At 68.2% G+C, this 17,913-nt stretch carries 19 protein-coding genes; 10 read left to right on the top strand and 9 right to left on the bottom strand.

Annotated elements, in window-relative coordinates; all coding sequences use genetic code 11:
• Positions 1-66: 66 nt before the first annotated feature.
• Entirely contained in the window at positions 67-1,734 is a 1,668-nt protein-coding gene (locus ACSQ86_RS09675) for an HsdM family class I SAM-dependent methyltransferase (protein ID WP_436308809.1), read from the top strand.
• The gene (locus tag ACSQ86_RS09670) at positions 1,731-2,939 is read left to right on the top strand and encodes a restriction endonuclease subunit S (RefSeq protein WP_436303477.1); all 1,209 of its coding nucleotides are present in this window, start codon (positions 1,731-1,733) and stop codon (positions 2,937-2,939) included. Before ACSQ86_RS09675 ends, ACSQ86_RS09670 begins: the two co-directional genes overlap by 4 nt.
• Here ACSQ86_RS09670 and ACSQ86_RS09665 read toward each other — a convergent pair.
• On the bottom strand, positions 2,936-3,223 hold the full coding sequence (locus tag ACSQ86_RS09665; protein ID WP_093102325.1) for a putative quinol monooxygenase: 288 nt from the start codon (positions 3,221-3,223) through the stop codon (positions 2,936-2,938). The two genes, ACSQ86_RS09670 and ACSQ86_RS09665, sit on opposite strands and share 4 nt — an antisense overlap.
• Before the next feature lie 123 nt (positions 3,224-3,346).
• Positions 3,347-4,507, bottom strand: coding sequence for a DUF4172 domain-containing protein (locus tag ACSQ86_RS09660; RefSeq protein ID WP_436308808.1), 1,161 nt, complete (start codon positions 4,505-4,507; stop codon positions 3,347-3,349).
• A 117-nt stretch (positions 4,508-4,624) separates the two neighbouring features.
• Between ACSQ86_RS09660 and ACSQ86_RS09655 the strand changes: the two genes are divergently transcribed.
• From ACSQ86_RS09655 to ACSQ86_RS09645, 3 genes are read left to right on the top strand one after another with little or no spacing between them, the layout of a single operon-like run.
• A complete protein-coding gene (locus tag ACSQ86_RS09655) occupies positions 4,625-6,019 on the top strand; it encodes an MFS transporter (protein WP_436308807.1) in 1,395 nt (464 codons plus the stop codon).
• Positions 6,016-6,321: a hypothetical protein gene (locus ACSQ86_RS09650; protein WP_139191611.1), complete on the top strand. Its 306-nt coding sequence runs from the start codon at positions 6,016-6,018 to the stop codon at positions 6,319-6,321. The genes ACSQ86_RS09655 and ACSQ86_RS09650 overlap by 4 nt, the downstream gene beginning before the upstream one ends.
• A complete protein-coding gene (locus ACSQ86_RS09645) occupies positions 6,302-7,222 on the top strand; it encodes an RNA polymerase sigma factor (RefSeq protein WP_436308806.1) in 921 nt (306 codons plus the stop codon). The genes ACSQ86_RS09650 and ACSQ86_RS09645 overlap by 20 nt, the downstream gene beginning before the upstream one ends.
• Here the strand turns inward: ACSQ86_RS09645 and ylqF are convergent.
• On the bottom strand, positions 7,219-8,169 hold the full coding sequence (gene ylqF, locus ACSQ86_RS09640) for a ribosome biogenesis GTPase YlqF (protein ID WP_436290666.1): 951 nt from the start codon (positions 8,167-8,169) through the stop codon (positions 7,219-7,221). The two genes, ACSQ86_RS09645 and ylqF, sit on opposite strands and share 4 nt — an antisense overlap.
• A gap of 59 nt (positions 8,170-8,228) precedes the next feature.
• Complete coding sequence (locus ACSQ86_RS09635) at positions 8,229-9,098, bottom strand: LytTR family DNA-binding domain-containing protein (RefSeq protein WP_436308805.1); 870 nt, start codon at positions 9,096-9,098, stop codon at positions 8,229-8,231.
• A 153-nt stretch (positions 9,099-9,251) separates the two neighbouring features.
• Here ACSQ86_RS09635 and ACSQ86_RS09630 point away from each other — a divergent pair, with 153 nt between their 5' ends.
• Entirely contained in the window at positions 9,252-10,427 is a 1,176-nt protein-coding gene (locus tag ACSQ86_RS09630) for an acyltransferase family protein (RefSeq protein ID WP_436308804.1), read from the top strand.
• Between the two features lie 83 nt (positions 10,428-10,510).
• Positions 10,511-11,101 (top strand): outer membrane protein assembly factor BamE domain-containing protein, encoded by a 591-nt coding sequence (gene bamE, locus ACSQ86_RS09625; RefSeq protein ID WP_436303471.1) that lies wholly within the window; start codon positions 10,511-10,513, stop codon positions 11,099-11,101.
• 1 nt (position 11,102) lies between these two features.
• Here bamE and ACSQ86_RS09620 read toward each other — a convergent pair whose 3' ends face one another.
• Positions 11,103-12,011, bottom strand: coding sequence for an aminotransferase class IV (locus tag ACSQ86_RS09620; RefSeq protein WP_436303470.1), 909 nt, complete (start codon positions 12,009-12,011; stop codon positions 11,103-11,105).
• A gap of 108 nt (positions 12,012-12,119) precedes the next feature.
• On the opposite strand from ACSQ86_RS09620, the gene ACSQ86_RS09615 reads away from it, so the two are divergent.
• On the top strand, positions 12,120-12,476 hold the full coding sequence (locus ACSQ86_RS09615) for an HPF/RaiA family ribosome-associated protein (RefSeq protein ID WP_093102310.1): 357 nt from the start codon (positions 12,120-12,122) through the stop codon (positions 12,474-12,476).
• A 9-nt stretch (positions 12,477-12,485) separates the two neighbouring features.
• On the opposite strand, the gene ACSQ86_RS09610 is transcribed toward ACSQ86_RS09615, so the two are convergent.
• The 3 genes from ACSQ86_RS09610 to ACSQ86_RS09600 form a co-directional block, all read right to left on the bottom strand.
• Positions 12,486-12,941, bottom strand: coding sequence for a MerR family transcriptional regulator (locus tag ACSQ86_RS09610; protein ID WP_093102308.1), 456 nt, complete (start codon positions 12,939-12,941; stop codon positions 12,486-12,488).
• Positions 12,931-13,344, bottom strand: a complete 414-nt coding sequence (locus ACSQ86_RS09605; RefSeq protein WP_436308803.1) for a nuclear transport factor 2 family protein — start codon at positions 13,342-13,344, stop codon at positions 12,931-12,933. The genes ACSQ86_RS09610 and ACSQ86_RS09605 overlap by 11 nt, the downstream gene beginning before the upstream one ends.
• Before the next feature lie 103 nt (positions 13,345-13,447).
• Positions 13,448-13,828, bottom strand: coding sequence for a response regulator (locus tag ACSQ86_RS09600; protein ID WP_093102305.1), 381 nt, complete (start codon positions 13,826-13,828; stop codon positions 13,448-13,450).
• 128 nt (positions 13,829-13,956) lie between these two features.
• Here ACSQ86_RS09600 and ACSQ86_RS09595 point away from each other — a divergent pair, with 128 nt between their 5' ends.
• A complete protein-coding gene (locus tag ACSQ86_RS09595; protein ID WP_093102304.1) occupies positions 13,957-14,988 on the top strand; it encodes an ornithine cyclodeaminase in 1,032 nt (343 codons plus the stop codon).
• On the opposite strand, the gene gshA is transcribed toward ACSQ86_RS09595, so the two are convergent.
• Positions 14,966-16,546: a glutamate--cysteine ligase gene (gene gshA, locus ACSQ86_RS09590; protein WP_436308802.1), complete on the bottom strand. Its 1,581-nt coding sequence runs from the start codon at positions 16,544-16,546 to the stop codon at positions 14,966-14,968. The two genes, ACSQ86_RS09595 and gshA, sit on opposite strands and share 23 nt — an antisense overlap.
• A gap of 144 nt (positions 16,547-16,690) precedes the next feature.
• On the opposite strand from gshA, the gene ACSQ86_RS09585 reads away from it, so the two are divergent.
• Positions 16,691-17,911, top strand: coding sequence for a DUF2252 domain-containing protein (locus ACSQ86_RS09585; RefSeq protein WP_436303467.1), 1,221 nt, complete (start codon positions 16,691-16,693; stop codon positions 17,909-17,911).
• Positions 17,912-17,913 lie beyond the last annotated feature (2 nt).

Genomic DNA, 17,913 nt, shown 5'->3' with positions numbered 1-17,913 from the left:
ACCCCCTCCCAATTGCCTCGTAGACTCGTGACCCACAAACACAAATTCTTCGAGCGCCTTGCCCTCATGCCCCTGACTGCCGACATGCGACGGTCCATCGACCAGATTCGCGATTACCTTTTTGGCGGTGGCTACCCGGACCCGGTCAACAACGCCGAGCAGCTGTCCTTCCTGTTCTTCTTCTATCTCGTCGAGGGCATCGACGCCGAGGCCAAGGCACGCGCCCGCATGCTGAAGACGCGCCCCATCAGCCTGTTCGATGGCGAGTGGGAGCTCCGAAATCCCTTGAATGCCTTCGTGCCGGCCGCGCGCGAAGGCAACCTGCCCGCCACCGTGCTGCACACCGGCGAGCCGACCGTTCCGCGCAACCGCTTTCGCTGGTCGCTCTGGTCGCGCGAGCTGTCGGGCGAGGCGCTGGTGCGCTTCGTGCGCGACGAGGTGTTTCCCTTCTTCGCCGAGATCGGCGAAGCCTCGGCCTACGATTTCATGCGCGGCGCGCGCCTGGGCATCGACGATCCCACGGTGCTGACGCAGGTCATCCGCCTGGTGGACGGCCTGCGGCTCGACCAGGCCGATGCCGACGCCAAGGGCGATCTGTTCGAGCACGTGCTGCGCCAGATGAAGCAGGCCGGTGAGCTGGGCCAGTTCCGTACGCCGCGCCACATCATCCGAACCATCGTCGAGATGGTCGATCCGCAGGTCGGCGAGACGGTCTACGACCCCGCCGCCGGCACCGCGGGCTTTCTGGTGGTGGCCTACAACCAGATCCGGCTCGCGAACTCCTCGCCCGGCGGCATCGCGGAGGCCGAGCTCGACGGCAAGACGCACCTGCGCGGCCTGGGCGACAAGCTCTCGGCCGACCAGCTTTCCACGCTGCAGACCGCCACCTTCTTCGGCAACGACGTCGACCCGAAGATGGTGCGGCTGGCGACCATGAACCTCACGCTGCGCGGCCTGGCCCATGTGCGCATCCTGCAGCGCAACGTGCTGACCACCTCGCTCGACGCCGGCTACAAGGCCGCACTGGGCCTGCCGGCCGAAGGCTTCCACGTGGTGCTGGCGAACCCGCCCTTCTCGGGCCGGGTCGACAAGGACCGCATCGTCGACGAGGTGAAGATCGGCAGCACCAGCGCCACCGAGCTGCTGTTCCTCAAGTACATGCTCGACAGCCTGCGCCCCGACGGCCGGGCCGCGGTGGTGGTGCCGGAGGGCGTGCTCTTCGGCTCCACGCTCGCACACCGCGAGCTGCGCCGCCAGCTGATCGAGCAGCATCGTGTCGAGGCCGTGCTGAGCCTGCCCAGCGGCGTGTTCCAGCCCTACTCGGGCGTCAAGACCTCGGTGCTGTTCTTCCGCCGCGGCGGGCGCACCGGGCGCGTGCAGTTCCTGCATGCCGACGACGACGGCTACCGGCTCGACGCCAACCACGACACGCCCATCGAAGCCGACGACCTGCCCGCGCTATCGCAGGCCTACGCGCGTCGCGATGCAGCCTGGGCGCGCTGGCAGGCGCGCGATGCGGACGCCGAGTGGACCGAGAAATGGTGGTTCGCCGATGCGGCCGCGCTGCGCGCCAACGACTTCAACCTGTCGGCCAGCCGCTACCGGCCGATGAGCCGGGCGCAGGTCGAGCACCAGGATCCGCGCGAGCTGCTCGGCGAACTGGCGGCGATCGAGGCCGAGATCGTGGAAGAGATCGAGGCGCTGCGCGCCGCGCTGGCGGAGCGCATTCCATGATGCCGGCGGCTCGCATCGCGCTGCTCGGCGAGGTCTGCGACATCAACCCGAGGTTGCCGAAGTCGCACGGCCTGCAGGAAGACAGTGAAGTCGGCTTCGTCCCGATGGCCGCGGTGAACGAGACTTCCGGCACCATCGAGCAGCGCCTGATGCGCCGCTTCGCCGAAGTGAAGAAGGGCTATACCCCCTTCGCCGAGGACGATGTGCTGTTCGCCAAGATCACGCCGTGCATGGAGAACGGCAAGGCCGCCATCGCGCGCGGCCTGGCCGGTGGACGCGGCTTCGGTTCCACCGAGTTCCACGTGCTGCGCGCGAAAGAATCCGTTCTGCCCGAGTGGCTCTACTACTTCGTGCGCCAGCAGCGCTTTCGGCACGAGGCGCGCAGAAGCTTCACCGGCACCGCCGGCCAGCAGCGCGTGCCCGCGGCCTTCATGGCGGGCGCTGCCATTCCGGTGCCCGCGCTGGCCGAGCAGCGCCGCATGGTCGACGTGCTGTCCTGCGCGGAAAGCATCGTCCGGCTTCGGCGCGAAGCGCGCAAGAAGACCGAGCAGCTGATCCTCGCCATCCACGCCGACATGTTCGGCGACGCCGCCGCCAATCCCAAGAGTTGGCCGGTGGCGACGCTGGGCGATGTGCTCGAGCGCATCGACAGCGGCAAGAGCCCGCGCTGCCACGACCGGCCGAAGGCGCCCGACGAATGGGGCGTGCTGCGCCTGAGCGCGCTGAAGCATGCCGCCTACAACGAGTCGGACCACAAGACCCTGCCCGACAAGGAAGTGCCCGATGCGCGCTGCGAGGTCCGGCGCGGCGATCTCCTGCTCAGCCGCAAGAACACGCTGGAGCTCGTGGGCACGCCGGCCTATGTCTGGGACACCCAGGGCCGCATCCTCCTGCCCGACCTGATCTTCCGCCTCTGCCTGCGGCCCGAATCGGGCGTGCATCCGCTCTACCTGTGGGCGCTGCTGACGGCGCCGGCCATCCGAAGACGGCTTCGATTGATGGCCAGCGGAACGGCCGCGTCGATGCTCAACATCTCGAAGGAAAGGCTCCGTACGCTGCCGATCATGGTTGCGCCGCTCGCGCATCAGCAGGCATTTGCCGAACATGCGACGGCCCTGCACTCGATCTCGCTCCAGCAGCAGGCCGCGCTGGCCAATGCCGAGGCAACCTTCGAGGCCCTGCTCGCCAGGACCTTCAGACCCTAGACCAACCTGCTGTAGGCCACGATCTCCGGCGCCGCCGCAAACAGCGGCCCCGCGGCCGCGATCGCCGCGCCCACGTGCACGGTCGCCATGTGCGCATCGGCATGCGCCTTGGCCTGCCACTGCTCGACAGTCTGGAACACGTGCGGCGCCTCGGCCTGCTGGTAGAGCTCATAGCCCATGCAACCCGGTTCCTGTCGCGACTTGGTCGCCAGGTCGACGAGGATGCCCTTGGCGAGTTCGACGACCTCAGGTTTGACGGTGATGCGCGCGAGGACGTAGTGCATGGGTAGGCTCCGGCTGGAGTGAAGGATGAGTTTGCATCTTGACTTGGCGGCATGGCGCCGCGCCCGGGATTTTCCCGCTGGCGACCGCACTGTGCGCATGTTCCGAGGCCTGTGGACGTGAGACTAGGCGTCGCCGGGCACCAGTGCGTAGCGCGTGCCTCGCCCCTGCCCTGTTCGCGCAAGCAGCCCCCATTCGGCAAGCCGCGTGAGTTCGCGGTAGGCGGTGGCACGCGATACGCCGGTGATCGCGACGTACTTCTCCGTGCTCATGCCGCCCGCAAAGCCTGCGGGCTGGGTGTCGAAGAGCTTGTTCAGCACCTTGCGCTGGCTGGGCGTAAGTTCAGGGTGAGCCGCCTGGATGCCGAGCCGGAACGCGCTCTTGTCGGCTGCGGTCTGCATCTGGCTCAGCGTGGCAAGACATGCCTGTTCGACGCGCCCCACGAACCACAGTACCCAGGATGTGACGTCCATCTGCGTTTGGCAGGACGCACTGTGAAGATGCGCGTAGTAGCCCTGGCGGTCGAGCCAGATCTGCTGGGAGAGGCTGAACAGGCGCTGGCTGCTGCGCGTGTCCTGCGCCAACGCCAGATCGCTCAGCGCCCGGCCGATGCGGCCGTTGCCGTCCTCGAAGGGATGGATGGTTTCGAACCAGAGATGCGCCAGCGCGGCACGCACGATGCCGTCCATGCCGGCGCGAAGCTCCGCATTGTTGAACCAGTCCACCAGCAGGCGCATCTGCGACGGCACATCGCGCGAGGCCGGCGCCTCGTAGTGCACCGTGTCCGGCTTGCCCAGCCTCGGCGTGACGATCTGCATGGGCTCGGGGTGCGTGCGGTAAGCACCCGTCACGATGCGCGTGATGCCGCTACGGCCGTTGGGGAACAGCGCAGCATGCCAATCGAAAAGGCTGGCCTCGGTCAGTGGCTGCTGCCATTGCGCGACCGCGGCCTCGATCGCATCCAGCGTGGCTTCGGCACGGGGTTCGCGCTGGGTCAGCCGCGCGCGACTGCTCTGCGTCAAGCCCAGACGGCGCGCGGCCGACGCGCGCACCGAATTGATCTGCAGCATTTCGCCCTCGATCTGCGCGGTGGCGACGGCTTCCTGCGCCCATTCGGTAAGCTGCAGTTCGCCCAGATCGACCAGTTGAAGGCCGCTCGCTACGCCGAGCATCCGTCCTTGCGCAACGCGAGCCGCGGCCAGCGCCGGCTGCAGCGCCTGCGCGTCGAACTTGAAATGAGGCCAATCGGCGGCCTGCCAGATCCACATGAAGCGCATCTTATCCATTTTCGCTTCAAATTTGAAGCGTAAAGAACGGCTTTGCGCTTCATTGGATTCCTCGCACCGCATCCTTTCCCGCGCCCCGTTCGTCCTCGTCGTATGACCTACGACCCGACATTTCACGTGGCCCCCTCCCCGCGCTGGGTTCTCGCGCTGGCCTCGCTGACCTCTTTCATGATCGCGCTCGACGCGCTGGTGGTCACGACCGCCCTGAGCGCGATCGGCAAGGATTTCGGCGCACCGATCGAAGCGCTGGAATGGACCGTCAATGCCTACAACCTGAGCTTCGCCGTGCTGCTCATGAGCGGCGCGGCGCTCGGCGATCGCTTCGGGCGCCGGCGCATGCTGGTCGCGGGCCTCGCGATCTTCGTCCTCGCCTCGGTCGGCTGTGCGATGGTGGGCAGCGTCGCCTGGCTGATCGCCGCGCGCGCCCTGCAAGGGGTCGGCGCGGCACTGGCGATGCCGCTGGCGATGGCGCTCTTGAGCGCGGCCGTTCCCAAGGAGACGCGGGCCCGGGCGCTCGGCATCTTCAGCGGCGTCACCGGGCTGGCCCTGATCGTCGGGCCGGCCGCGGGCGGCGCGGTGGCCGAAGGCCTTGACTGGCGATGGATCTTCTGGATCAACGTTCCGATCGGGCTGGTCGTCGCTCCGCTCATGCTGCGCCGCATCCCGGAGAGCCGCGGGCCGGCCGCCGCGCTCGACCTTCCGGGCGTGCTGCTCGCCACCGGCGCGATCCTGGGCGCGGTGTGGGGACTGACGCGCGGGCACGAGGCCGCCTGGGCCAGCGTCGAAGTGGCCGGGGCGCTGGCGGCCGGCCTGCTGCTGGCGATCGGCTTCCTGGCCTGGGAGCGGCGCGCAGTTGCGCCGATGCTGCCGCTCTCGCTGTTCCGCTCGCGCGGCTTCTCATCCGCCATTGCGGCCAGCTTTCTTTTCTACGCGCCGATGTACGGCACGGTGTTCTTCCTGCCGCAGTTTCTGCAGTCGCAGGGCGCGGGCCCGCTCGGCGCGGGGCTGCGGCTCTTGCCATGGACGGCCACGCTGTTCGTGGTCGCGCCCCTGGCGGGCAGCCTGGTCAACCGCTTCGGCGAGCGGCCGCTGGTCGTCTGCGGCGTGCTGCTGCAGGCCATCGGCAGCGCCTGGATCGCGCTGATCGCGGCGCCCGATCTTCCCTATGCCCAGCTCGTCCTGCCGCTGATCGTCGGCGGTGCCGGCGTCTCGATGGCCATGCCCGCGGCCCAGAACGCAGTGCTGAGCGCGGTGGCGCCCGTGGAGATCGGCAAGGCCTCCGGCACCTTCAACATGTTTCGCTACCTGGGCGGAATGTTCGGCATCGCGCTCCTGGTCGAGGTGTTTGCGCGCGCCGGCAACCTGGCCTCGCCGCCGGCCTTCAGCCTGGGCTTCACGCAGGCGATGGGCGTTGCTGCCGCGCTTTCGCTGCTGGCCGCCTTCGCGGCCTGGCGGCTCCCGACAGAAAACAAGCTGTTCCGGCCCCTGCCGGAGAAAGGACTCCGATCATGAAACGCATGGTGCAATACAAGGTGAAGGCCGACCGGGTGGCCGAGAATGAAAGCTACGTCCGCGCGGTGTACGAAGCGCTCCATCAGGCCCGACCGCCTGGCCTGCACTACGCCACCTTCAAGCTGGCGGATGGCGTGAGCTTCGTCCACCTCGTTTCGCATGAGGCCGCGGACGGTGCCAATGCCTTGACGGCGCTTCCCGCCTTCAAGGCCTTCACGGCGGAGATCCGCGAGCGCTGCGAGACGCCGCCGGTCACGACGGAACTGGAGGAGATCGGGTCCTATGGCTTCTTCGGCAAGTGACACGCACGACGCGATCCTCGGCACGCTGGAAGAGGCGCGCCGGCAGTTCCTGGCGCTCGTCGACGAGGTGCGGCCCGAGCTGCATCGCTACTGCACGCGCATGACCGGCTCGGTCGCCGACGGCGAAGACGTGGTCCAGGACACGCTGGCACGCGCCTACTACCAGCTGTCGGAACTGAAGGAGCTGCCACCGCTGCGCCCCTGGCTTTTTCGCATCGCCCACAACCGGGCGGTCGACCGCTGGCGGCACGATGCGTACCTGAAGACCGAGCCCCTCGACGCAGCATCCGAGATCGCGGACGACGAGGCGCGCGAGCCCGACCAGGCGCTGGCGCGGCATCAGGCCGTGCATGCCGCCCTCTCTCTCTTTCTTCAGCTCGCGCCGGCGCAGCGCGGCTGCGTGATCCTCAAGGACGTGCTGGACCATTCGTTGGAGGAGGTCGCCAGCGAGCTCGAACTGAGCGTTCCGGCCGTCAAGGCCGCGTTGCACCGCGGGCGCGTGCTGCTGCGCGAGCTGTCCGAAGTCGCGCCGCCGCCAACGCCGGCGCGCGCCTTCCAGCCGGCGCTGGTGCGCTATGCAAGCCTGTTCAACGCCCATGACTGGGACGGCGTGCGCGCCATGCTCGCCGACGAAGTGCGGCTCGACCTGGTGTCGCGGCGCAAGGCGGCAGGCCGGCGCGACGTGGCGCCCTACTTCGGCAACTACGCCAAGCTCCCCGACTGGCGCCTGGTGCCGGGCTGGCTCGACGGCCGCGAGGTGCTGGCGGTTTTCTCCCCGCCGGGCGCGGCGCGGCCGAACTACTTCATCGAATTGAGCTGGCAGGACGATCGGGTGAGCGCAATCCGCGATTTCTACTACGTGCGCTACATCGCACAGGAAGCGCAGATCGAATTCGACTAGGGCCTCTCGGGCGGGCTGTCTTCCTGCTCGGGAGGGCGCTTCTTGCGCGAGCGCGCTTCCTTCTTCGCCCGGCGCTCCGCATCCAGCAACTGCCCCGCCGCGAGCCACCCGGCAAACTCCTGCGGCGTCTCCAGCGTGATGCGGCCCATGTTGCCGCTGCGGAATTCGTGCATCACGACCTCGGCCGCCTTCTGCAGGTTCACGCGGCCCCGACCGAGCAGCGCGCCGCGCTTGCGGCCGATGGCTTCGAGCACCTGCTCGTCGCGGAAGCCCTCGATCGATTCGAGCTTGAAGCGCGCCTCGACCAGGCCCGCGTAGTCGCGCTTCAGGTAGCCGAGCAGTTCCAGCGCCACCTCTTCCTCGTCGAAGGCATTGCGGCCGATGGCGCCGCTGGCGGCCAGGTTGTAGCCGCTCTTGGCCACGATGATGCGCGGCCACAGCATGCCGGGCGTGTCCCAAAGATAGAAGTCGTCGGCCAGCACGATGCGCTGCTCGAGCTTGGTGATGCCGGCCTCGTCGCCGGTCTTGGCCTTGCGGCTGCCGGTCAGCGTGTTGATCAGCGTGGATTTGCCGACGTTGGGAATGCCGCAGATCAGCACGCGCATCGGCTTGGCCATGCCGCCGCGGTTCGGCGCGAGTTCGTGGCAGGCGTCGATCAGTTGCCGCGCCGGCGCGGTCTGGCTGGCATCGAGGCCGATCGCGCGCGTGGCCGGCTGCGCGTTGTAGTGGGCCAGCCAGAGCGCGGTGCGTTCGGGATCGGCCAGGTCCTGCTTGTTGAGCACCTTGAGGCCCGGCTTGTGGCCGGTGAGTTCGGCCAGCATCGGGTTGGCGCTGGAGCCCGGCAGGCGCGCATCGAGCAGCTCGATGACGACGTCGATGTCCTTGATCCGTTCGGCGATGGCCTTCTGGGTCAAGTGCATGTGACCGGGGAACCACTGGATGGCCATCGGGAATGTTCTTTCTCTTGCTGCGGGAAGGCCTGCGATTGTCGCCGCGGGCCCGAAGCTCAGGCCCGCAGCGCGTCGCGGTAGCGCCGGCTGCAGGGGATCTGCGTGCCGTCGCGCATGTGCAGCCGGGCGTCGCCGCCGTCGAGCGGCTCGATCTCGGCCACCCGGTCCAGGTTGGCCGCGTAGCTGCGGTGCACGCGCGCATAGCGGGCCGGATCGAGCTGGGCCAGGAAGTCGGTCAGCGTGGCGCGCAGCAGGTAGTCATGCCCGTTGACGCGCAGGCCGACGTAGTTGCCCTGGGCCTGCAGCCAGTCGATGTCGCTGGCCGCGATCAGGAACTCGCGCCTGAGCTTGCGCACCAAAAAGCGCTCGGGCCGCTGCGGCGCCGCCTCCGGCGCGGGCGGCGCGGGCTCGGCCGCACCCTCCGGCGCATCGAGCACGCGCGCCTCGCCCTGCAGCCGCAGCATGAAAAGCCGGTAGCCCAGCAAGGTCACGAGGAAGAGCGCGTAGGTGCGCACGTCCTTGAGGTACTCATAGAACCACTTCTCGGCCCAGGGGCCGAAGTCGTACTGGCTGCCGGCCAGCGCATAGACCGCATGGCGCAGCGCCACCATGCCGGCCACATGCACCAGGCTGAAGACCACGCTGCCGGCCAAGTGCCAGGCCCAGTTGCGGCCGAGCGTGGCCAGGTTGAGCGGGAAGCGGCGCTCGAAGGCGAACACCGCCGGCACCAGCGAGAGCAGCACAAGATGACTGGAAAGCTCCCAGGCCACCGGCTGCCACAGGGGCACCTCGCGTGCCAACTTGCCCGCGTCGACCACGGCGACGGCGGTGTTGAAGACCGCCTGCAGCACCATCACGATCACCCAGAAGGCGATCTCGGCCCGCCGCCGATAGGGCTGGTAGCGTTCGAACAGGTTCTTCGGCATGGCGGGATTCTCGTGAATCCGGATCGGGACGGCCGAATTTCGTCCCTCCGGAGCCGCCGCTCGTCACAAAGCGCCGGCGGATCGTCCCCTGGCCGCCCCTGCGCACCGAACCGCACGCCACCATGGCCGCCTTGCCATCCAAGGAGCCGGACCATGAGCACCGACCGACGACACGACATCGATGCGCTGCGCGCGCTGGCCTTCCTGCTGCTGATCCTCTACCACGTGGCGATGTACTACGTGGCCGACTGGCCGTGGCACCTCAAGAGCCCGCATGCCGCCCACTGGCTGCAATGGCCGATGCAGGCCGTCAACATCTGGCGCATGGACTTGGTGTTCCTGGTGTCGGGCGTGGCGCTGGGTTTTCTGTTGCGCGGCCAGGAGCCGCTGCGCCTGGTCGGACAGCGTGCGCTGCGGCTGCTGCTGCCGCTGGCGATCGGCATGACGGTGGTGGTGCCCTACCAGGCCTACGCCGAAGCCGTGGCCAAGGGGCTGGTGGCGCCGGGATTCGGCGCCTTCATGGCACGCTACCTCGCGATGGGGCCCTGGCCCAAGGGCGCCTTCGCCGGCTCCGATTTCGGCATGACCTGGAACCACCTGTGGTACCTGCCCTACCTCTTCGCCTACACGGCGCTGGTGGCGCTGCTGCTGCCGGTGCTGCGATCAGCCGCCGGACAGAGGCTGCGCGTCGCCTTCACCGGTCTGCGGCGCTGGCGGCTGCTGGTGCTGCCGGCCCTGCCGCTCGTGCTCTTCACGCTGGTGCTCGGGCCGCGCTTCCCGGCCACCCACGACCTGATCCACGACTGGTACCTGCATGCCCTCTACTTCACGGTCTTTCTCTACGGCTACTGGATGGGCATCGATGCCGGCCTCTGGCGCGAGCTGGCGCGGGTGCGCGGCTGGGCGCTGGCGCTGGCGGCGGCCCTCCTCGTCGCCTACTTCGCGCTGAAGCTGGCCGGCGCCGATATTCGGCTGTTGCGCGTGCTGCGCGCGCTCTACCTGTGGAGCGCGCTCGCGGCCATCCTGGGCTTCGCCCATCGTTACCTCGACCGCCCCTGGCCCTGGCTGGGCTGGGCCAACGAGTCGGTCTACCCCTGGTACATGCTGCACCAGACGCTGATCGTCGCCGGCGCCGTCGCGCTCGCGTCATGGCGGCTCGGCCCGGTGCTGGAGCCGGTCTTGCTGGTGGCACTGACGGTGCTCGGCTGCTGGGCGCTGAGCGACGGGCTGATCCGCCGCGTCGGCTGGCTGCGGCCGCTGTTCGGGCTCAAGCAGCGCGCCCCTGCGGCCGGCGATCGGCCACGATTTCGAGACTTTGTAGCACGCTGAGTTGTAACAACGTCTCTAGAATCCCTCGCGCTGCGCGCCACCCCGGCTCGCAGCGCCCAACAACATCCAACGAGGGAGTTCCGATGTTCCAGCGCTTCGCCCTGGCCGCCGTCCTGGCGGCCACCCTTCCCCTGTCCGCCGCTCACGCCCAGCGTCCTGCGCCGCCGCAGGGTCCGATGATCCAGGGCTACCTGTGCTGCAACATGCGCAGCTACGGCAAGCAGATCAGCGACATCAACTACGACGAGCAGGGCATGAGCATCGTGGCCGCGGGCACGCCCGCGCGCATCACCGGCTACGACTTCCGCTGGGTCGACCTGGACATCGGCGGCCGCCCGCAACGGCTCAAGAACGACTACAGCCGCGACATCCCGACCACCGCGTTCGGGCAGCGCTATGTCGTGACCGAGGACCCGAAGATCAAGCTGGTCGGCTACCCGGAGAAGACGCGCGCAGCCATCGCGGCGATGAAGGTGACGCCCGGCATGACGCGCGAGCAGGTGCTGATGGCGCTGGGCTACCCCGTCAGCAGCGAGAACCCGAAGCTGGACGCCCCCGTGTGGCGCTACTGGCTCGATACCTGGGCCGAATACCAGGTGATGTTCGAGTCGGGCGGCACGGTGAAGAGCATCGTGGGCGATCCGGCGACGCTGAACCGGGTCTCGCTGCCATGATTCACCGGCCGTAGTCGATGGGCCGGCTGTAGGCCGGGTCGCGGTGCCAGTCCCAGTAGATCTGGAGCAGGCGCTGCGTCACCGGGCCGGGCACGCCGTCGCCCAGCACCTGGTCGTCCACCCGCGTCACTGGCAGCACGCCACCACCGGAGGTGCTCAGAAAAGCTTCGTCGGCGCTGCGCAACTCCTCGGCCGGCAGGTCACGCAGCTCGACCCGCATGCCGAGCGTCTCTGCGATCTCGATCACGGTGCGCCGCGAGATGCCTTCGAGCACGCCGTCCTTCGGCGTGACGACGGTACTGCCGCGCACGCAGAAGACGTTGAAGCCCGGACCTTCGACCACGTTGCCGGCCGCATCGGTCAGCACCACGGTGTCGGCGCCCGCATCGAGCGCGCCCAGGAGGCCCATGGTGAGGTCGTTCCAGTGGTAGTTCTTGGCCTTCGGATCGACCGAGCTCGCCGGGATGCGCTGCACCTCGCTCACTTTCAGGTGCAGGCCGCGCTCGCGCTGCACCTCGTTGGCGATCCACACGAAGGGCACGGCGAAGGCGTAGAAGCGATTGACCGCCTGGCGCGGATCGCGCGAGCCCCAGGGCGGCTGGCCGCGCGTGACGATCATTTCGACATAGGAATTCCGCAGGCCGCTTCTGCGCACGCATTCGGTCAGCACCTCGGTGATCTGCGCCGTCGTGAGGCCGGGGTCGAGCCGGAAGCGCTCGCAGCTGCACATGAAGCGCTCCAGATGCGCATCGAGCCGGAAGAAGGCGCCTTCCCACACGGTGACCACGTCGTAGGTGGCGTCGGAGCGCAGAAAGCCCCAGTCGGTGATGGGGATGGCGGCCTCGGCGATGGGCACGTAGTTGCCGCGTACGAAGGCAACACCGCCGGAAAGGTCGGGCACGGAGGGCATGACTTGGAAACTCCTTCGGTCGCATGCTCCAAATGCTTACGCACGGAGCCTGGGTTGGGCGCAAAGTCGGTCTTGTTCATCAGCAGATGAGCGCGAAAGGTACCTGACATGCAGATACAAGTGAACACCAGCAACGGCGTCGAGAACAAGGATGCCCTGGAACGCTGGGCCAATGAGGAGATCAGGCATGCATTGAGCCGTTTCGCGGCCGACGTGACGCGGGTCGAAGTGCACCTGAGCGACCAGAACCATGATGCCAGCGGCGGCGGGGACAAGCGCTGCGCGATGGAGGCGCGCCTCGCGCGCCATCAGCCGGTGGCCGTGACGCAGCACGCGCCGAATCTCGACGAGGCTTTCCGCGGCGCGGCCGACAAGCTCAAGCGCGCACTGGACAGCGCGCTGGGCCGCCTCAGCAAGCACGGGCGCGAATCGATCCGCAAGGACGGCGGCGCGGTCGTCGAATGAGCGCCAGCTTCATCGCTTCCTGATCGCGGGCGCGGGCAGCGCCTTCTTGCGCACGGCGCGCGGCGTGTCGGCCGGGATCAGCGGCGGCCGCTGGCCCGTCTGCATCCAGGCATCGTAGAAGTCGATCTTCTTGTCGACCAGCGTCAGCGCGCGCCGCCATTCGGCGATGGTGGCGTTCACGCGCTCGCGGTGGCCGGCCAGCATGTCGCGGCGCTGGCGCAGCGTACGGCTGCCCTGCATCACCAGCGCGGTGTACTCGCGCATCTCGGCGATCGACATGCCGGTCGCGCGCAGCCGCTCCATCAGGTCGAGCCAACTCACGTGCAGCTCGCCGTAGACGCGCCGCCCGCCTTCGTCGCGCGCCACGCCGGGCACCAGGCCCTGCGCCTCGTACCAGCGGATGGCATGCACGCTGCGGCCGGTGCGCGTGGCCAGCTCGCCGATGCGAAAGGCGCTACCCGGCACGCGCCGGCGCCTCCAGCGCTTCGTCGACGAGCGCAGTGTCGAGGTACTCCGTGAGCTCGATCACCTTGCCGCCGGCCAGCCGGTAGATGAAGCAGTACTGGTTGTCGTAGCGCTTGCCGAGCTTGGTGGCGACCTCGCCGTTGCACTGCACGACCACGAAGTCGTCTTCGGCGATGAAGCGCTCGGCCGTGTTGAGGTAGCGGCCTTCGAATTGCGCGTACAGGGGCTTGAGCAGTTCGTTCTGCACGACCTGCTTGCCCTTGTAGGTGCGTGACCAGGACGTGCGCCCCTTCATGATCCAGCTGAAGTCCTCGGCGAGGCTGTCGACGAAAGGCTTGCCGTTGCCCTTGGCGAGCTCGGCGTGGATGCCCTGGATGAATCTCTTGTTCTCGATGGCGTTCATGGCGTATTTCCCGTGTTCACCGGACGACCCGGCGAAACCATTGGAAATGCTCCAGCGCACTCTAGGTCAAGAGCGATTTTTCCGCCAGGGCGGAAGCCGGGCCTCAGTCGTTGCGGCGACTCAGCTTCTCGCAGTAGTCGAGCAGCAGTTCGATTTCTGCCGACTTGTCGAAGAAGGCGTCGGCGCCCAGCGCCTTGGTGCGCGCCCGCATGTCGGGCGTCGCATAGTTGCTCAGGACCACCACCTTCTGATGCCTGGCCCTCTCGCGGCAGGCACTGACGACACCAAGGCCGTTGCCCTGGTCCAGGAACAGGTCGACGATGGCCACGTCCCAGCTGTCGCGATGATTGCGCAGCCAGTCCACCGCCTCGGCCTCCCCGCTCGCATGGGCGACGACGGTGGCATCGGCAATGTCTTCGAGGAATCCGACGAGGTTCTCGCGAATCACGGCGTTGTCTTCGACCAGATAGGTCTTCGTTGTCATTGGGGGCACATGTGAATATGGATGCTTGATGTCATGATGAGCTGCGATTTCAGCGCCGCGGTGAGCCATCTCGGCCAATGCAGGTAGGCATAGACCTACCCGATTAGCACGGAAGTTCTTCAATAAGCATGGCAACAACACGCTTCGTAGATGTCCAGGCGCTTTCCGGCCTGGTTCAGGCACTCGGAACATCCCGCTTCCTGGAGGCGCTGGCCGACACCATCAGGGAAGATTTCCTGCGCTGGCCCGAGTTCGACAAGTCGGCCCGGCTGGCCAGCCATTCGGCGCTCGGCGTGATCGAGCTGATGCCGGTGTCGAACGGACAGCGCTACGCCTTCAAGTACGTCAACGGCCACCCCGGCAACACGGCCCATGGCCTGCCGACGGTGATGGCCTTCGGCGTGCTGGCCGAGGTGCAGACCGGCCTGCCTGTGCTGCTGTCGGAGCTCACGCTGACCACCGCGCTGCGCACCGCCGCCATGTCGGCCCTGGCCGCGCAGGCCGTGGCGCGGCCGGGATCGCGCCGCATGGCCCTCATCGGCAACGGCGCCCAGAGCGAGTTCCAGGCCCTGGCCTTCCACGCGCTGCTGGGCATCGACGAACTGCGGATCTACGACATCGACGCCCAGGCGATGGACAAGCTGGAGCGCAACCTGGCGGCCTGGCCGGCCCTGCGCGTGCGGCGTGCCGCGAGCGTCGCCGAAGCGGTGCGCGGCGCCGACATCGTCAGCACGCTGACGGCGCGCAAGGCGCGCGCCACCATCGTCACGCCCGAGATGCTCGAACCCGGCATGCACCTCAACGCGATCGGCGGCGACTGCCCGGGCAAGACCGAGCTGCATGCGGAAGTGCTGCGCGCCGCGCGCGTGTTCGTCGAGTACGAGCCGCAGACCCGGATCGAGGGCGAGATCCAGCAGATGGCGGCCGATTTTCCGGTGGTCGAGCTGTGGCGCGTGCTGGCCGGCGCCGAGGCCGGCCGGCAGAGCGAGGACCAGGTGACGGTGTTCGACTCGGTGGGCTTCGCGCTGGAGGACTACTCCGCGCTGCGCCTGATCCACGCGCTCGCGCTGCAGCATGGCGCAGGACAGGACATCGCGCTCGTGCCGTCCGCGGGCGACCCCAAGAACCTGTTCCGCCTCACCAGGCCGCGGGCTGGCTGACGGCGAGCGGCGGCATTTCCGCCCAGTGGTTCTTGAAGCCCAGGCGCGCCGGCGAGACGTACTGCTCGCGGTAGATCTCGAAGGGCATGCTGTCGTTCGCCTCGATCTCCTTCTGGGCATCGATCGAACTCTGCGTCATGCGTTCGAAGTTCGCGCGTTCTTCGGCGGAAAAGGGCAAGGCCAGCAGCTCGGTGCACGTGCGTTCGGACTGCGCCCGCACGAAGCTGATGAAGGAGTTGTCGTGCGCGCGCGCCATCGCCTCGAGCACGCGCGCAGAAGGCAGGGTGGCCGGGTCGGCCAGGCCTTTCTCTGCCGCGCGCACCGCTTCGGCATGCCGGGTGCCACCGTGCGCGGCGTCGAGCGCGGCGGCGATCGGGCCGAACTGCTCCAGCAGCTCGGCGCCCCATTCGGTGAGCGCAACGTCGCGCCCGCCGCGCTGCAGCTTGAGGCCGGGCTCGCGGCCGCGTGCAGCCGTGAGGTGCTGGTTGTGGGCCAACTCGGCAATCTCCTCGCGCGTGTCGGGCGGGCTGTCGGCCAGCAGGCAATGCAGCAGGAACACGTCGAGAAAGCGCATGGTGGGCGCGGCGATGCCGATCGGCTCGAAGGGATCGAGGTCCATCAGGCGGACTTCCACATACTCGACACCGCGCTCGCGCAGCGCATGCAGCGGCCGCTCGCCGGGGTAGATCACGCGCTTGGGACGGATGGTGCCGTAGAACTCGTTCTCGATCTGCAGCAGGCTGGTGGCGAGCTGGTTGTAGTCGCCGCCGGGATTGCGGATGCCGATCGCCTCGTAGGCCGGCCAGGGCCGCGTGAGCGCGTCCTGCAGCGAGGCGCCGTAGCCGTCGAGGCTGTTGTAGCTCACCGCCAGCGAGGCCTGTGCCTCGCTCTGGTAGCCCAGCCGCCCCATGCGCAGCGAGGTGCCGTGCGGCATGTGCATGCTGCCTTCGCCCAGCGGCTGTAGCTCGTGCGGCCGCCCGGCCACGAAGCTCGAGCACAGCGCCGGCGAGGCGCCGAACAGGTAGAGCAGCAAAAAGGCGTGGCGGCGGAAGTTGCGGATCAGTGCGAAGTACTGCTCGCTCGACACCTCGGGCAGCGACCAGTTGTAGTGGATGCCCGAGATGGTCTGCATGCGCCGGCCGTAGCGGTGGCCCAGGCCCATGCGGTAGACGCTCTTGGCGCGCCCCACGTTGGAGGCGCCGTAGCGCCCGATCGGAATGGTCTCGTCGGCCGGCAGGCCGCAGGGCATGCTCGAGACCCAGAGCCGTTCGTCGCCGGCTTCATGAAGCACGCGGTAGGTGTACTGGTGCACCTGCGTGAGCTCGGCCAGGCAGGCCTCCACGTCGGTGTGCACGCCGGTGATGAGCTCGAGCTGCGACTCGCTGAAATCGGTGGTGATGTGCGGGTGGGTGAGCGCCGAACCGAGCGCCGCCGGATGCGGCGTCAGCGCCAGCGTGCCGTCGGGCTGGGCACGCAGGCTCTCCTTCTCGATGCCTCTACGGACTCCCTTCAGTCGCGCGGGTGTGAGCGCTCCCAGGCGCTCGTGCAGTTTGCTCATGTCGTTATGACCCGTGAATCTTTGTGGGGCGGAAGGTAGCACGGCCGCGAACGGCTTGCTGGCCTCGGTATTTGAAGCGAAAACGCCGTTTCTGCTATACCCCGCGACGGTGCCGGCCATCCCTCCGGCGACTCAGGGGAAACCATGATCGACGTCGTGCGCAGCGTACAGGCATTCAATGCGGGCCGCGATCCCGAGCGCCTGCAGATGAAGTACGAGGCCATGCGCAAGAGCCCCTTCGTGTTCCTGCGCGGCAGCTGCCACCGCTTCTACGAACGCCTCGCGCCCGGCGCCCTACCCGCCTCGCCGCTCGGCTGGGTGTGCGGCGATCTGCACCTCGAGAACTTCGGCAGCTTCAAGGGAGACAACGGCCTGGTGTATTTCGACATCAACGACTTCGACGAGTCCGCCCTCGCCCCGACCGCCTGGGACCTGGTGCGCTTCCTGGCCAGCGTGCGCGTCGGCGCCGCCACCCTCTCGCTGCGTCGCCAGGAAGCGCAGCAGCTGTGCCGCGCTTTCCTCGACGCCTACGCCGAGACGCTGGCGCAGGGCGAGGTGCGCTGGGTCGAGCGGGACACGGCCGACGGGCTGGTGGGTGCGCTGCTGCGCGGCCTGCGCGAGCGCAAGCGCGTGCCCTTCCTCGACGAACGCACCAAGCTCAAACGCACAGGAGGCAAGCGCAGCCGGTTCCGGCGCAAGCTGCGCACCGACGGCAAGAAAGCGCTGCCCGCGAGCCGCGAGCAGCGCGAGCGCGTCACCGAAGCCATCCGCAGCTTCGCCGAGAAGCAGCCGAACCCGGACTACTACCGGGTGCTCGATGTGGCGCGACGCATCGCCGGCACCGGCAGCCTGGGCGTGGAGCGCTATGTGATCCTCGTCAACGGCAAGGGCTCGCCCGGCGGCAACGGCCTGCTCGACCTGAAGCAGGTCAACGCCTCTTCGCTGCTGCCGCACCTGAAGACAACCCAGCCGGCATGGAAGAACGAAGCCCAGCGCGCGGTGGCGCTGCAGCAGCGCGTGCAGGCGGTGTCGGCCGGCCTGCTGCAGCCGCTGCACATGGGCCGCGCGCCCTTCGTGCTGCGCCACCTGCAGCCTTCGGAAGACCGCGTGACACTGGATCGCTCGGCGCAGAAGCTGAAGACGCTGGAGCAGGTGCTGCGCACCATGGGCCGTATGGTCGCGTGGGGCCAGCTGCGCAGCGCTGGGCGGCAAGGCTCGGCCATCGCCGACGAACTCGTCGCCCATGGCCACAGCCGCAAGTGGCGCCAGCCGCTGCTCGATGCGTCGCGGGACTGCGCCGCCGATGTCGCCGCCGACTGGAAGGCCTACGGCGAAGCCTTCGACGACGGCGCATTCACGCGCTGATC

Source organism: Variovorax sp. LjRoot130, assembly GCF_964253755.1.
Taxonomy (GTDB): Bacteria; Pseudomonadota; Gammaproteobacteria; order Burkholderiales; family Burkholderiaceae_C; genus Variovorax.
The sequence above is the reverse complement of the archived record's forward strand: the minus strand, read 5'-3'. Positions and strand labels throughout refer to the sequence as shown.

Coding starts and splice junctions, on each gene's coding strand:
- ACSQ86_RS09675 (WP_436308809.1), top strand. CDS start 67: ATGCCCCTGACTGCCGACATGCGACGGTCCATCGACCAGATTCGCGAT.
- ACSQ86_RS09670 (WP_436303477.1), top strand. CDS start 1,731: ATGATGCCGGCGGCTCGCATCGCGCTGCTCGGCGAGGTCTGCGACATC.
- ACSQ86_RS09665 (WP_093102325.1), bottom strand. CDS start 3,223: ATGCACTACGTCCTCGCGCGCATCACCGTCAAACCTGAGGTCGTCGAA.
- ACSQ86_RS09660 (WP_436308808.1), bottom strand. CDS start 4,507: ATGGATAAGATGCGCTTCATGTGGATCTGGCAGGCCGCCGATTGGCCT.
- ACSQ86_RS09650 (WP_139191611.1), top strand. CDS start 6,016: ATGAAACGCATGGTGCAATACAAGGTGAAGGCCGACCGGGTGGCCGAG.
- ACSQ86_RS09645 (WP_436308806.1), top strand. CDS start 6,302: ATGGCTTCTTCGGCAAGTGACACGCACGACGCGATCCTCGGCACGCTG.
- ylqF (WP_436290666.1), bottom strand. CDS start 8,169: ATGGCCATCCAGTGGTTCCCCGGTCACATGCACTTGACCCAGAAGGCC.
- ACSQ86_RS09635 (WP_436308805.1), bottom strand. CDS start 9,098: ATGCCGAAGAACCTGTTCGAACGCTACCAGCCCTATCGGCGGCGGGCC.
- ACSQ86_RS09630 (WP_436308804.1), top strand. CDS start 9,252: ATGAGCACCGACCGACGACACGACATCGATGCGCTGCGCGCGCTGGCC.
- bamE (WP_436303471.1), top strand. CDS start 10,511: ATGTTCCAGCGCTTCGCCCTGGCCGCCGTCCTGGCGGCCACCCTTCCC.
- ACSQ86_RS09620 (WP_436303470.1), bottom strand. CDS start 12,011: ATGCCCTCCGTGCCCGACCTTTCCGGCGGTGTTGCCTTCGTACGCGGC.
- ACSQ86_RS09615 (WP_093102310.1), top strand. CDS start 12,120: ATGCAGATACAAGTGAACACCAGCAACGGCGTCGAGAACAAGGATGCC.
- ACSQ86_RS09605 (WP_436308803.1), bottom strand. CDS start 13,344: ATGAACGCCATCGAGAACAAGAGATTCATCCAGGGCATCCACGCCGAG.
- ACSQ86_RS09600 (WP_093102305.1), bottom strand. CDS start 13,828: ATGACAACGAAGACCTATCTGGTCGAAGACAACGCCGTGATTCGCGAG.
- ACSQ86_RS09595 (WP_093102304.1), top strand. CDS start 13,957: ATGGCAACAACACGCTTCGTAGATGTCCAGGCGCTTTCCGGCCTGGTT.
- gshA (WP_436308802.1), bottom strand. CDS start 16,546: ATGAGCAAACTGCACGAGCGCCTGGGAGCGCTCACACCCGCGCGACTG.
- ACSQ86_RS09585 (WP_436303467.1), top strand. CDS start 16,691: ATGATCGACGTCGTGCGCAGCGTACAGGCATTCAATGCGGGCCGCGAT.